At 72.7% G+C, this 12459-nt stretch carries 11 protein-coding genes; 1 reads left to right on the forward strand and 10 read right to left on the reverse strand.

Annotation, left to right across the window (positions count from 1 at the left end; genetic code table 11):
* Positions 1-49: 49 nt before the first annotated feature.
* The 9 genes from gatB to AB0G79_RS31645 all read right to left on the reverse strand — a co-directional run bounded on the left by gatB (position 50) and on the right by AB0G79_RS31645 (position 10658).
* Positions 50-1561: an Asp-tRNA(Asn)/Glu-tRNA(Gln) amidotransferase subunit GatB gene (gatB, locus tag AB0G79_RS31605; protein WP_360812586.1), complete on the reverse strand. Its 1512-nt coding sequence runs from the start codon at positions 1559-1561 to the stop codon at positions 50-52.
* Positions 1562-1590: 29 nt separating this feature from the next.
* Positions 1591-1848 carry a hypothetical protein gene (locus AB0G79_RS31610; RefSeq protein WP_360812587.1) on the reverse strand — a complete coding sequence of 86 codons (258 nt, stop codon included), beginning with the start codon at positions 1846-1848 and terminating at the stop codon, positions 1591-1593.
* The gene (gene gatA / locus AB0G79_RS31615; protein WP_360812589.1) at positions 1845-3344 is read right to left on the reverse strand and encodes an Asp-tRNA(Asn)/Glu-tRNA(Gln) amidotransferase subunit GatA; all 1500 of its coding nucleotides are present in this window, start codon (positions 3342-3344) and stop codon (positions 1845-1847) included. The genes AB0G79_RS31610 and gatA overlap by 4 nt, the downstream gene beginning before the upstream one ends.
* 3 nt (positions 3345-3347) lie before the next feature.
* Positions 3348-3644, reverse strand: a complete 297-nt coding sequence (gatC, locus tag AB0G79_RS31620) for an Asp-tRNA(Asn)/Glu-tRNA(Gln) amidotransferase subunit GatC (protein WP_360812591.1) — start codon at positions 3642-3644, stop codon at positions 3348-3350.
* 90 nt (positions 3645-3734) lie between these two features.
* Complete coding sequence (locus tag AB0G79_RS31625; protein ID WP_360812593.1) at positions 3735-5885, reverse strand: bifunctional diguanylate cyclase/phosphodiesterase; 2151 nt, start codon at positions 5883-5885, stop codon at positions 3735-3737.
* Positions 5886-6196: 311 nt separating this feature from the next.
* Entirely contained in the window at positions 6197-8377 is a 2181-nt protein-coding gene (gene ligA / locus AB0G79_RS31630) for an NAD-dependent DNA ligase LigA (RefSeq protein ID WP_360812595.1), read from the reverse strand.
* 31 nt (positions 8378-8408) lie between these two features.
* Positions 8409-9410, reverse strand: coding sequence for a methionine synthase (locus tag AB0G79_RS31635; RefSeq protein WP_360812597.1), 1002 nt, complete (start codon positions 9408-9410; stop codon positions 8409-8411).
* Between the two features lie 2 nt (positions 9411-9412).
* Complete coding sequence (locus tag AB0G79_RS31640) at positions 9413-10111, reverse strand: SDR family oxidoreductase (RefSeq protein ID WP_360812599.1); 699 nt, start codon at positions 10109-10111, stop codon at positions 9413-9415.
* A gap of 7 nt (positions 10112-10118) precedes the next feature.
* Complete coding sequence (locus AB0G79_RS31645; protein WP_360812601.1) at positions 10119-10658, reverse strand: TIGR00730 family Rossman fold protein; 540 nt, start codon at positions 10656-10658, stop codon at positions 10119-10121.
* 79 nt (positions 10659-10737) lie between these two features.
* Here AB0G79_RS31645 and AB0G79_RS31650 point away from each other — a divergent pair, with 79 nt between their 5' ends.
* A complete protein-coding gene (locus tag AB0G79_RS31650) occupies positions 10738-11256 on the forward strand; it encodes a hypothetical protein (RefSeq protein ID WP_360812603.1) in 519 nt (172 codons plus the stop codon).
* 7 nt (positions 11257-11263) lie between these two features.
* On the opposite strand, the gene mnmA is transcribed toward AB0G79_RS31650, so the two are convergent.
* The gene (gene mnmA / locus AB0G79_RS31655; protein ID WP_360812605.1) at positions 11264-12424 is read right to left on the reverse strand and encodes a tRNA 2-thiouridine(34) synthase MnmA; all 1161 of its coding nucleotides are present in this window, start codon (positions 12422-12424) and stop codon (positions 11264-11266) included.
* Between the last annotated feature and the right edge of the window lie 35 nt (positions 12425-12459).

Consider the following 12459-nt stretch of genomic DNA (forward strand, 5'->3'; position numbering starts at 1 on the left):
GCCCCGCACCGGAGTTCCGGTGCGGGGCCGCCTTTCGTGCGGGGTGCGGTCAGCCCTCGCTGACGCCCAGCTTCTCCAGGATCAGGTCCTTGACCTTCGCCGCGTCCGCCTGGCCGCGGGTGGCCTTCATGACCGCGCCGACCAGGGCGCCGACCGCGGCGACCTTGCCGCCGCGGATCTTGTCGGCGATGGCCGCGTTGCCCGCGATGGCCTCGTCGACGGCCGTGCCGAGCGCGCCGTCGTCGGAGACGACCTTCAGGCCGCGCTTCTCGACGACCTCGTCCGGGGTGCCCTCGCCGCCGAGGACGCCCTCGATGACCTGGCGGGCCAGCTTGTCGTTCAGGTCGCCGGAGGCGACCAGGGCCGAGACCCGGGCCACGTCGGCCGGGGTGATGGCCAGCTCCTCCAGGGAGACGCCCTGCTCGTTGGCGTTACGGGCGAGCTCGCCCATCCACCACTTGCGGGCCGAGGCCGCGTCGGCGCCCGCCTCGATCGTGGCGACGATCGAGTCGACCGCGCCCGCGTTGAGGATGGACTGCATCTCCAGCTCGGAGACGCCCCACTCCTCGCGGAGGCGGTTGCGGCGCAGCCGCGGGAGCTCGGGGAGGCCCTTTCGGAGCTCCTCGACCCACTCGCGGGACGGGGCGACCGGGACGAGGTCGGGCTCCGGGAAGTACCGGTAGTCCTCGGCGTTGTCCTTGATGCGGCCGGAGGTGGTGGAGCCGTCGTCCTCGTGGAAGTGACGGGTCTCCTGCACGATCGTGCCACCGGCGGTGAGCACGGCCGCGTGCCGCTGGATCTCGAAGCGCGCCGCGCGCTCCACGGAGCGGAGCGAGTTGACGTTCTTCGTCTCCGAGCGGGTGCCGAAGGTCTTGGTGCCGTTCGGGCGCAGCGACAGGTTCACGTCGCAGCGCATCTGGCCCTTGTCCATGCGCGCCTCGGAGACGCCCAGGGCGCGGATCAGCTCGCGCAGCTCGGCGACGTACGCCTTGGCGACCTCGGGGGCCCGCTCGCCCGCGCCCTCGATCGGCTTGGTGACGATCTCGATGAGCGGGATGCCGGCGCGGTTGTAGTCGAGCAGCGAGTGCGAGGCGCCGTGGATGCGGCCGGTCGCGCCACCGATGTGGGTGGACTTGCCGGTGTCCTCCTCCATGTGGGCGCGCTCGATCTCCACGCGGAAGATCTCGCCGTCCTCCAGCTGGACGTCGAGGTAGCCGTTGAAGGCGATCGGCTCGTCGTACTGGGAGGTCTGGAAGTTCTTCGGCATGTCCGGATAGAAGTAGTTCTTCCGGGCGAAGCGGCACCACTCGGCGATCTCGCAGTTCAGCGCGAGGCCGATCTTGATCGCGGACTCGACGCCGATCGCGTTGACGACCGGCAGCGAGCCGGGCAGGCCGAGGCAGGTCGGGCAGGTCTGCGAGTTCGCGTCCGCGCCGAGCTCGGTCGAGCAGCCGCAGAACATCTTCGTCTTGGTGCCCAGCTCGACATGGACCTCGAGGCCCATGACGGGGTCGAACGCCGCGAGGGCCGCGTCGTACGACAGCAGTTCAGTGACAGTCACGGTGAGAATTCCCTCTGATGCCTTCGGGCTCAGCCGAACAGGACGTCGTCGTCACCGATGCGCTTGAGCTCGCGCACGAGGAGAGCGACGCCGGTGGCGATGGCGGCGGCGGAGACGACGGCGTCGACCAGCTTGAGCGTGTCGTGCTCGCTGCGGGCCGTGCGGGCCCGCTTGACCACACCCAGCAGGCCGAACGCGGTGGTGCCGATGGACAGGTACGTGCCGGTCTTGGACTTCTTGAAGCCCTTGGCCTTCTGCAGCGCACTGGTGCTCGTACTCGTACTCACAGCGACGGAGCCTCCTCAAGCAGCGGATGCCCCCACTTTTCCACGAAAGCGGCCTCGACGGCGGCGCCGACCTTGTACAGGCGGTCGTCCTTCATCGCCGGGGCGATGATCTGCAGACCGACCGGGAGGCCGTCCTCGGGCGCGAGGCCGCAGGGCAGCGACATGGCGGCGTTGCCGGCCAGGTTGGTCGGGATGGTGCAGAGGTCCGCGAGGTACATCGCCATCGGGTCGTCGGCGCGCTCGCCGATCGGGAAGGCGGTGGTCGGCGTGGTCGGCGAGACGATGACGTCGACCTGCTCGAAGGCGGCCTCGAACTCACGGGTGATGAGCGTGCGGACCTTCTGGGCGCTGCCGTAGTACGCGTCGTAGTAGCCGGAGCTGAGCGCGTACGTGCCGAGGATGATGCGGCGCTTGACCTCGTCGCCGAAGCCGGCCTCACGGGTGAGGGCGGTGACGTCCTCGGCGGACCGCGTGCCGTCGTCGCCGACCCGGAGGCCGTAGCGCATGGCGTCGAAGCGGGCCAGGTTCGAGGAGCACTCGGACGGCGCGATGAGGTAGTACGCCGAGAGGGCGAGGTCGAAGGTCGGGCAGTCCAGCTCGACGATCTCGGCGCCCAGCGACTTCAGCAGCTCGACGGACTCGTCGAAGCGCTGCACGACGCCGGCCTGGTAGCCCTCGCCGCGGAACTGCTTGACGACGCCGACGCGCATGCCGGCGACCGAGCCGTTGCGCGCGGCCTCGACGACCGGCGGGACCGGGGCGTCGATGGAGGTCGAGTCGAGGGGGTCGTGGCCGGCGATCGCCTCGTGCAGGAGGGCCGCGTCCAGGACCGTACGGGCGCAGGGGCCGCCCTGGTCGAGCGAGGAGGAAAAGGCCACCATGCCGTAGCGGGAGACGCCGCCGTAGGTCGGCTTGACGCCGACGGTGCCGGTGACGGCGGCGGGCTGGCGGATCGAGCCGCCGGTGTCCGTGCCGATGGCGAGCGGGGCCTCGTACGCGGCGAGGGCGGCCGAGGAGCCGCCGCCGGAGCCGCCGGGGATCCGGGTGAGGTCCCAGGGGTTGCCCGTCGGGCCGTACGCGCTGTTCTCCGTGGAGGAGCCCATCGCGAACTCGTCCATGTTGGTCTTGCCGAGGATGACGACGTCGGCGGCCTTGAGGTTCTTGACCAGGGTCGCGTCGTACGGCGGGATCCAGCCCTCCAGCATCTTCGAGCCGACGGTCGTCGGGATGCCGACCGTGGTGAAGATGTCCTTGAGGGCGAGCGGGACGCCGGCCAGCGGGCCGAGCTTCTCGCCGCGGGCGCGCTTCTCGTCGACGGCGCGGGCCTGCGCGAGGGCGCCCTCGCGGTCGACGTGCAGGAAGGCGTGGACCTTCTCGTCGACGGCGTCGATGCGGGCGAGGTGGGCCTCGGTGACCTCGACGGCCGTGAGCTCGCCGGCGGCGATCTTCCCGGCGATCTCGGCGGCCGTGAGCTTGATGATGATGTTGTCCGTCATGGCTTAGTCCTCCCCCAGGATCTGCGGCACCTTGAAACGCTGCTGCTCCTGGGCCGGGGCGCCGGAGAGCGCCTGCTCGGGGGTGAGCGACGGACGGACCTCGTCCGCGCGCATGACATTGGTCAGCGGCAGCGGGTGGGAGGTCGGCGGTACGTCTTGGTCGGCGACCTCGGCGACGCGGGCGACCGCGCCGATGATGTCGTCGAGCTGACCGGCGAAGTGGTCGAGTTCTTCGCTCCGCAGCTCCAGACGCGCCAGCCGTGCGAGGTGGGCGACCTCCTCGCGCGTGATGCCAGGCATGCGGTTCCTCACGGGTGAGCTTGATGGTGTTGGTCCATCCTAGGGGCCCGTCGCCCCTGCCCGTGAAACGGTTTGCCCCGGCGGTGCGCTCTACGGCACCGCCTGGCCCGAGGGATGGTCGAGGTCGACCTCGGCGGGGGTCCCGGCGGGGGCCGCGGCGGCGAGCTCCGCCGCGAGGTCGGCGGGGCGGCGCCAGCCGTGCTCGCCGCGGGCCAGGAGCCAGGCGGTGGCCTCGGCGGGCGGCATCGCGGCGGCGACCAGCCAGCCCTGGACGGCGTCGCAGCCCAGGTCGCGGAGGCGCTCCCAGGTCTCGTCGTCCTCGACGCCCTCGGCGACGACGAGGAGGCCGAGCGAGTGGGCGAGGTCGAGGGTGCAGCGGACGATCTCGGCGTCCTCGGTGTCGACGGCGAGGCGCGCGACGAAGGAGCGGTCGATCTTCAGTTCGCTGACGGGCAGCCGGCGCAGGTGGACGAGCGAGGAGTAGCCGGTGCCGAAGTCGTCGAGGGACATCTTCACGCCGTGGCCGGTGAGGCCGTTGAGCGTGTCGGCGGCCCGCTGGGGGTCTTCGAGGAGGACGTGCTCCGTTATCTCCAGCTGGAGCGCGCCGGCCGGGACGCCGTGGCGGGCGAGGCGGGCGGCGACGGCTCCGGCGAAGCCGGGGGTGTGGACGTCGCGCGGGGAGACGTTGACGGCGACGGGGACGTTGAGCCCCTGGGCGCGCCAGCGGGCGACCTGGGCGAGGGCGGTCTCCAGGACGTACTCGGTGAGGTGGGGCATGAGGCCGGAGCTCTCGGCGATGGCGATGAACTCGTCCGGAGGAACCTTCCCTCGCTCCGGGTGGACCCAGCGGACGAGCGCTTCGAGACCGGCGACCTGGCCGTCGAAGCGGACCTTCGGCTGGTAGTGGAGCTCGACCTCGCCGGCGTCGAGGGCGCGCCGCAGGTCGCCGAGGAGACCGAGCCGGTCGGGGGTGTTGGAGTCGCGCTTGGACTCGTAGACCTCGACGCCGGTGCGGTCGCGCTTGGCCTGGTACATGGCGACGTCGGCGCGGCGGAGCAGGCCCTCGGCGTCGAGGGCGTGGTCGGGGAAGACGGCGACGCCGGCGCTGGCCTCCAGGACGAGGGTGAGCCCGTCGAGGTCGAGCGGGGAGGAGAGCTCGGCGACGAGGTGGCGGGCGACGCGCTGGGCGCTGGTGGTGGAGTCGGTGGTGGGGAGCAGGACGGCGAACTCGTCGCCGCCGAGGCGGGCGGCCTCGGCGCCGCGGGGCAGGGCGAGGCGGAGCCGCTCGGCGATCTGGAGGAGGAGCCGGTCGCCCGCGAGGTGGCCGAGGGTGTCGTTGACCGAGCGGAAGCGGTCGAGGTCGATGAGGACGAGGGCGGCGCGGACGCCTTCGCCCTCGGCCTCCTCCAGGGCGGTCCAGGCCCGCTCCAGGAGCCACTGGCGGTTGGGCAGCCCGGTGAGGGGGTCGCGGAGCTGTTCCTCGGCGCGGGCGCGGGCGATCCAGAGGGTGGAGTCGAGGGCGATGAGGGGGATCGCGAAGAGCGGCAGGAGGACGGGCCGGGCGGCGGCGACGGAGCAGATCAGCGGGGCGATGCCGAGCAGGGCGACGGCGACGAGGCCCTGCCGCATGAGGGCGGTGCGGGCGATGGTCGGCAGCCCGCGGTTCTGGGGGGCGAGCGTGTACCACAGGAGGAGCCGGGTCACCACGAGGTAGGCGGCGGCCGCGAGGGCGATCTCCGGGATGTCCCCGATGGTCCAGTGGAGGGGCCGCCACGGTTCCTCGACCGTCGGTACGTCTCCGAAGAGGGCGAGGACGATGCCGGCGGAGGCGACGCCGATGATGTCGGCGGCGCCGTGCAGCATGCCCTGGCGCCAGCGGTGGCGGCGGGCGGCGGCGACGAGGCCGACGACGCTCAGCGAGACGAGGCCGGCGGGCACCCAGCCGTACAGGAGGAGGACGGAGAGGGTGAGGGCGGCGCCGGAGCCGGTGCCGCCCCACCAGCGGTCGCGGCCCAGGGCGACCAGGTGGCCGACGATGAGTCCGGTGAGGACGGCGAGGGACCAGCCGGCGGCGCCGCCGGGGAAGAGTCCGTGACCGGTGCTCAGGGCGTGCTGGACGCCGACGACGAGCACGACGGCGGCGACGGCCACCACGGCTGCGGGCAGCCGGGAGGCGAGGCCCGTGAGGGCCCCTCTGCCGTACGGCCGGGGTGCCGGGGCGGCGCTCTCGGTCGGTTCCATTCCCGTCCCTCTCACAGGCGGCGGCGCCGCCTGTGTGCGATGGGCCGCGGGTCACGCGGCCGTCGGTCGTCCGGCCGTCCGCCGTGCGGTTGCCACCGGGCGGCCGTACTCATGCCACTGGGCCGTTCGCCCTGGCACGCGCGGCCGGCAGAGCCCTCGCGCGGCCGTGCGGGACAAGACGCACGGTCACCACACTAGGCCGCCGAGGGCCCCGACGGGCAGCGCTCTCCCTGTCTTGCCCGAATGCGGGCCCGCCACCCGTAACGATCTGGTATGCGCCGAGCGGGTGAGCGGGCCGGGGCTCGGAGGGGCTAGCCGGCGACCGGGACGGCGGCCTCGCGGGCGGCTTCGGGACCCTGTTCGAGCAGGACCTGGAAGCCCTCCTCGTCCAGAACCGGAACCTTCAGCTGCATGGCCTTGTCGTACTTCGAACCAGGGTTTTCCCCGACGACCACGAAGGAGGTCTTCTTGGAAACGGAACCCGTGACCTTGGCTCCACGGGTCTGGAGGGACTCTTTTGCGCCATCTCTGGTGAACTTCTCGAGCGTGCCGGTCACGACGACCGTCAGCCCCTCCAGCGGACGCGGTCCCTCGTCCTCGCCAGCGCCCTCGTCCTCCAGCGTGACTCCGGCGGCGCGCCACTTGCGCACGATCTCGCGGTGCCACTCCTCGGAGAACCACTGCTTCACGGCGGCGGCGATGATCCCGCCGACCCCGTCGACGGCCGCGAGCTCCTCCTCGGTGGCCTGCTCGATGCGCTCCAGGGAGCGGAACTCGCGGGCCAGCGCCTCGGCCGCGACGGGGCCCACGTGCCGGATGGAGAGGCCGTTGATGAAGCGGGCGAGCGGCCGGGTCCTCGCCGCGGCGATGTTCTCCAGCATCGCGAGGGCGTTCTTCTTCGGCTCGCCCTTCTGGTTGGCGAAGACCGTGACGATCTTCTCCTCGCCGGTCTTCGGGTCCCTGCGGGGCAGCCCGCTGTCGGGGTCGAGGACGTACGCCTTGATCGGCAGGAGCTGCTCGATGGTGAGGTCGAAGAGGTCGCCCTCGTCGACGAGCGGCGGCTCGGCGGGCTCCAGCGGGCGGGTGAGGGCGGCCGCGGCGACCGCGCCGAAGTTCTCGATGTCGAGGCACTGGCGGCCCGCGAGGAAGAAGAGCCGCTCGCGCAGCTGCGCCGGGCAGGTCCGGGCGTTCGGGCAGCGGAGGTCGATGTCGCCCTCCTTCATCGGCTTGAGCGCCGTCCCGCACTCCGGGCACTCGGCGGGCATCACGAACTCCCGCTCGGTGCCGTCCCGCAGGTCGGCGACGGGCCCGAGGATCTCGGGGATCACGTCACCGGCCTTGCGCAGCACGACCGTGTCGCCGATCAGGACGCCCTTGGCCTTCACCACCTCCTGGTTGTGGAGGGTGGCGAACTCGACCTCGGAGCCGGCGACGGTGACCGGCTCGACCTGCGCGTAGGGCGTGACGCGGCCGGTGCGGCCGACGCCGACCTTGATGTCGACCAGCTTGGTGTTGACCTCCTCCGGCGCGTACTTCCAGGCGATGGCCCAGCGCGGGGCGCGCGCGGTGGAGCCCAGACGGCCCTGGAGCGGGATCTCGTCGAGCTTGACGACGACCCCGTCGATCTCGTGCTCGACGGAGTGCCGGTTCTCGCCGAAGTACGCGATGAACTCGCGGACGGCGGCGAGGGAGTCGACCACCCTGTTGTGCCGGGCGGTGGGCAGGCCCCACTCGTGCAGCAGCTCGTACGTCTCCGAGAGGCGGGAGATGTCGAAGCCCTCGCGGGCGCCGATGCCGTGGACGACCATGTGGAGCGGGCGGGAGGCGGTGACCTTCGGGTCCTTCTGGCGGAGCGAACCCGCCGCCGCGTTGCGCGGGTTGGCGAAGGGCTTGTCCCCGGCCTCGACCAGGCGGGCGTTGAGCCCCTCGAAGGCCTCCATCGGGAAGTAGACCTCGCCGCGGATCTCGACGAGGTCGGGGATTCGGTCGCCCCGGAGGCGCTCCGGGATGTCGGCGATCGTCCGCACGTTGGGCGTGATGTCCTCGCCGGTGCGGCCGTCGCCGCGGGTGGCGGCGCGGGTCAGCCGGCCGTGCTCGTACGTGAGGTTGACGGCGAGGCCGTCGACCTTGAGCTCGCACAGGTAGTGGAAGTCGGGGGTGCCGACGTCCCGTGCGACGCGCTCGGCCCAGGTGGCGAGCTCCTCGTCGTCGAAGGCGTTGTCCAGCGAGAGCATGCGCTCCCTGTGCTCGACGGCGGTGAACTCCGTCTCGTACTGCCCGGCGACCTTCTGCGTCGGCGAGTCCGGCGTCCGCAGTTCCGGATACTCCTCCTCCAGCGCCTCCAGCGCGCGCAGGAGCCTGTCGAACTCGCCGTCGCTGATGACCGGCTGGTCCTTCACGTAGTACCGGAAGCGGTGCTCCTCGACCTGCTCCGCAAGCTCGGCGTGCTTCTCCCGTGCCTCGGCGGGCAGGGCCCCCTGTTCGACTGCCACCTTCGTCCGTCCTCCCGTGCCTAGAACCCGGTCACTCTGGGTTGTCCGCGAGCGATCTCGCCGCCCGGGCGCAGTGCGCGAGGGCCGCACGGGCATAGGCGGGCGAAGCGCCCGCGAGCCCGCACGTCGGGGTGACGACCACGGACTCGGCGAGAGTCCCCGGATTCAGCCCCAGCCTGCGCCACAACGTCCTGACCCCCATGACGCTACCCCCCGGGTCTGACAAAGCCGTGTCGGTGGACGGCACCACACCGGCGAAGAGCTTCGTCCCGGCCTCCACGGCCTCTCCGATCGGCTCCTCGTCACGTTCGGTGAGGAGGCCGAAGTCGAACGAGACGCCTGCCGCGCCGGCCCTGCGCAGCAGCGCGAACGGCACGTCGGGGGCGCAGGAGTGGACGACGACGGGCCCGTCGTGGACGGCCATGACGTCCCGCAGGGCGCTCTCCACGACCTGCCGGTCGACGGCGCGGTACGTGCGGTAGCCGCTGGCGGTACGGACCCGGCCGCGGAGGACCGCGGTCAGCGAGGGCTCGTCGAGCTGGAGCACGAGCCGCGCGCCGGGGACCCGCTTCGACAGTTCGGCGAGGTGGCCGCGGAGCCCCTCGGCGAGCGAGCCGGCGAGGTCGCGGCAGGCACCCGCGTCGGCGAGGGCCGCCTCTCCCCCGCGCAGTTCCAGGGCGGCGGCGAGCGTCCACGGGCCCACCGCCTGGACCTTGAGCGGTCCCTCGTACCCCTGGGTGAACTCCTCCAGGGCGTCGAGGTCCTCGCCGAGCCAGGAGCGGGCGCGCCTGGTGTCGCGGCCCGGGCGGTCGCTGATCCGCCAGCCGCTCGGCTCCACGTGCGCGTACATCTCGACGAGCATGCCGATCGTGCGGCCGATCATGTCGGCGCCGGGGCCGCGCGCGGGCAGCTCCGCGAGGAACGGGAAGTCCTCGAAGGATCCGGTGACCGTCCTGGCGGCCTCGCGGGCGTCGCCGCCGGGCAGGGAGCCGACGCCGGTGGCGGGGCCCCAGAGCGTGATGTCGTCGGCCACGGTCAGCGTCCCGGGCGGACGGTGAGGTCGTTGATCTCGGCGTCGCGCGGGAGGTCGATCGCCGTGAGGATCGCCGTCGCGACCGACTCGGGGTCGATCCACTTCGTGGCGTCGTACTCCTTGCCCTCCTGCTGGTGGACCTTCGCCTGCATGGGGCTGGCGGTGCGGCCCGGGTAGACGGAGGTGACCCGGACGCCGTTGGCGTGCTCCTCGTGGCGCAGCGAGTCGGCGAGGGCCTTGAGGCCGTGCTTGGAGGCGGCGTACGCGCTCCACTCGGCGTGCGCGGCGAGGCCGGCGCCGGAGTTCACGAAGACGACGTGCCCCTTGGAGACGCGGAGTTGGGGCAGGAAGTGGCGGGTCAGCTCGGCCGGGGCGACGAGGTTGACGTTCAGCTGGGCGTGCCAGGTCTTCGGGGTGAGCTCGCCGACGGGGCCGAGGTCGACGATGCCGGCGATGTGCAGGAGGCTGTCGACCCGCTCGGGGAGGCTCTGGTGCGAGAAGGCCCAGGAGAGCCGGTCCGGGTCGGCCAGGTCGCCGACGAGCGTCCGCGCGCCCGGGAACCGGGCGGCGAGCTCCTTGGCGCGGCCCGCGTCGCGCGCGTGCAGCACGAGGTCGTCCCCGCGCGCGTGGAGGCGGCGCGCGACGGCCGCGCCGATGCCGGAACCGGCTCCGGTGATCACATGAGTACCCATGGGCACCATGCTCGCATCAGCGGAGGCCGACGCCCGCCTCCAGGTGGGCGAGGGCGGACCGGCCGTCCTCGGCGAAGGCGACGAGCTCGGCGAGGGGCCGCGGCAGGAAGCCCTCGTCCTCCATCCGCTGGAGCTGGACCTTCAGTCCGTCGTAGAAGCCCGCCGTGTTGAGCAGGACGACCGGCTTGGCGTGCTTGCCGTGCTTCTTGAGCTCCAGGACCTCGGTGGCCTCGTCGAGGGTGCCCGTGCCGCCGACCATCACCACGATCGCGTCGGACTTGGCGAGGAGGAGCGCCTTGCGCCGGGCGAGGTCCTCCGCGACGACCATCTCGTCGGCCCCCGGGCGCGCCTTGTGGGCGAGGAAGTCGACGGAGACGCCGACGAGGCGACCCCCGGCCTCCTGGACGCCGTCCGCGACAACCTTCATCAGACCGGTGTCGGAGCCGCCCCAGACGAGGGTGTGGCCGGCCTTGCCGAGGAGCCGGGCGAACTCGCGGGCGGGGCCGGTGTAGCGCTCGTCGAGGTCGGCGGCGGAGAGGAAGACGCAGATGTTCATGGCCCCACGGTAGGGCCCCGCCGTAAGGCCACGCCGTACGGGGCGATGAGTTTCGGCGGCGGGACCGGTCTGCCCTGCCATGGACGAGACGATCGCGTACGAGGTGCACGAGGCCGACGGGGGCGGGCCGCCGCTCGTGCTCGTGAGCGGGTACGAGGGCGGGGGCGACGCCCTGGCGGTGCTCCTGGCGCCGCGCTTCCGGGTGGTCACGTACGCCCCACGCGCGCGCGTGGGCACCGACGGGGAGGTCGAGCGGCTGGCGGCGGTCCTCGGCGCGGCGGGGCCGGGGGCGGCGGTCCACGGCACGGGCGCGGGTGGCGCGCTCGTGCTCCTGGGTGCGGCGGCCGGGCTGCCGATGGGCGCGGTGTCGCTGTACGAGCCGGAGCCCGTCCCGTACGGGCTCGTGGGGGCCGTCGACGCGCGCGTGCTGGTCGTCGACGGCGGCGCGAGCCCGGCCGCGACCCGGCGGGCGGCGCGCGAGCTGACGGCGGCGCTGCCCCGGGCCCGGCACCGCACGCTCACGGGCCAGACCCACGAGGTCGCACCGCACGTGCTGGCGCCGGTTCTCGCGGAGTTCCTGGGGGAACCGGCGACCTAGAAACGGCTCAGGCGTCGGCCTTCTCGACCGTGCGGCGGACCGTCGAGGCGATCGTCGCCGAGCCCACCACGCGCGTGCCGTCGTACAGGACGATCGCCTGCCCGGGGGCGACGCCGCGGACGGGCTCGTCGAAGACGACCCTGAGCTCGCCGTCCTCCATGACCGCGCCGACCGGGGTCTCGCCGCCGTGGGCGCGGAGCTGGGCCGTGTAGCGGCCGGGGCCCTCCGGGGGCGCACCGCACCAGCGGGGCTTGATCGCGGTGAGGGCGGTGACGTCCAGGGCCTCGGCGGGGCCGACGGTGACGGTGTTGTTCACGGGCGAGATGTCGAGCACGTACCGCGGCTTGCCGTCGGCGGCCGGGTGGCCGATCCGCAGGCCCTTGCGCTGGCCGATGGTGAAGCCGTACGCGCCCTCGTGGCTGCCGATCCTCGTGCCGGACTCGTCGACGATGTCGCCCTCCGCCTTGCCCAGGCGGGAGGCGAGGAAGCCCTGCGTGTCGCCGTCGGCGATGAAGCAGATGTCGTGGCTGTCGGGCTTCTTCGCGACCGCGAGGCCGCGCCGCTCGGCCTCCGCGCGGATCTCGTCCTTGGTGGTGAGCGTGTCGCCGAGCGGGAACATGGCGTGCGCGAGCTGCTTCTCGTCGAGCACCCCGAGGACGTACGACTGGTCCTTGGCCATGTCGGAGGCGCGGTGCAGTTCGCGCGTCCCGTCCTCGTTCAGGACGACCGTGGCGTAGTGCCCGGTGCAGACCGCGTCGAAGCCGAGCGCGAGCGCCTTGTCGAGCAGCGCCGCGAACTTGATCTTCTCGTTGCAGCGCAGGCAGGGGTTGGGCGTGCGGCCGGCCTCGTACTCCGCGACGAAGTCGTCGACGACGTCCTCGCGGAACCGCTCGGCGAGGTCCCACACGTAGAACGGGATGCCGATGACGTCGGCGGCCCTGCGCGCGTCGCGCGAGTCCTCGATCGTGCAGCAGCCACGCGCGCCCGTGCGGAACGACTGCGGGTTCGCGGAGAGCGCGAGGTGCACGCCGGTGACGTCGTGGCCGGCTTCCGCGGCGCGGGCGGCGGCGACGGCGGAGTCCACTCCGCCCGACATGGCGGCGAGGACGCGCAGCGGGCGCGGGGGCGAAGTCGGCGAAGTGGGCGAAGTCGGCGAGGTCTGAGTCATAGCCCTACCAGGGTACGGGCAGCGGGAACCGGGGT

The organism is Streptomyces sp. NPDC020807 (assembly GCF_040641575.1).
Classification (GTDB): domain Bacteria; phylum Actinomycetota; class Actinomycetes; order Streptomycetales; family Streptomycetaceae; genus Streptomyces.

What these genes read in the sequence shown, in the direction of transcription:
- AB0G79_RS31640 (WP_360812599.1), bottom strand. Translation starts at nt 10,111, where the DNA reads ATGGTGCCCATGGGTACTCATGTGATCACCGGAGCCGGTTCCGGCATC.
- AB0G79_RS31645 (WP_360812601.1), bottom strand. Translation starts at nt 10,658, where the DNA reads ATGAACATCTGCGTCTTCCTCTCCGCCGCCGACCTCGACGAGCGCTAC.
- gatA (WP_360812589.1), bottom strand. Translation starts at nt 3,344, where the DNA reads ATGACGGACAACATCATCATCAAGCTCACGGCCGCCGAGATCGCCGGG.
- AB0G79_RS31650 (WP_360812603.1), top strand. Translation starts at nt 10,738, where the DNA reads ATGGACGAGACGATCGCGTACGAGGTGCACGAGGCCGACGGGGGCGGG.
- AB0G79_RS31625 (WP_360812593.1), bottom strand. Translation starts at nt 5,885, where the DNA reads ATGGAACCGACCGAGAGCGCCGCCCCGGCACCCCGGCCGTACGGCAGA.
- gatC (WP_360812591.1), bottom strand. Translation starts at nt 3,644, where the DNA reads ATGCCTGGCATCACGCGCGAGGAGGTCGCCCACCTCGCACGGCTGGCG.
- mnmA (WP_360812605.1), bottom strand. Translation starts at nt 12,424, where the DNA reads ATGACTCAGACCTCGCCGACTTCGCCCACTTCGCCGACTTCGCCCCCG.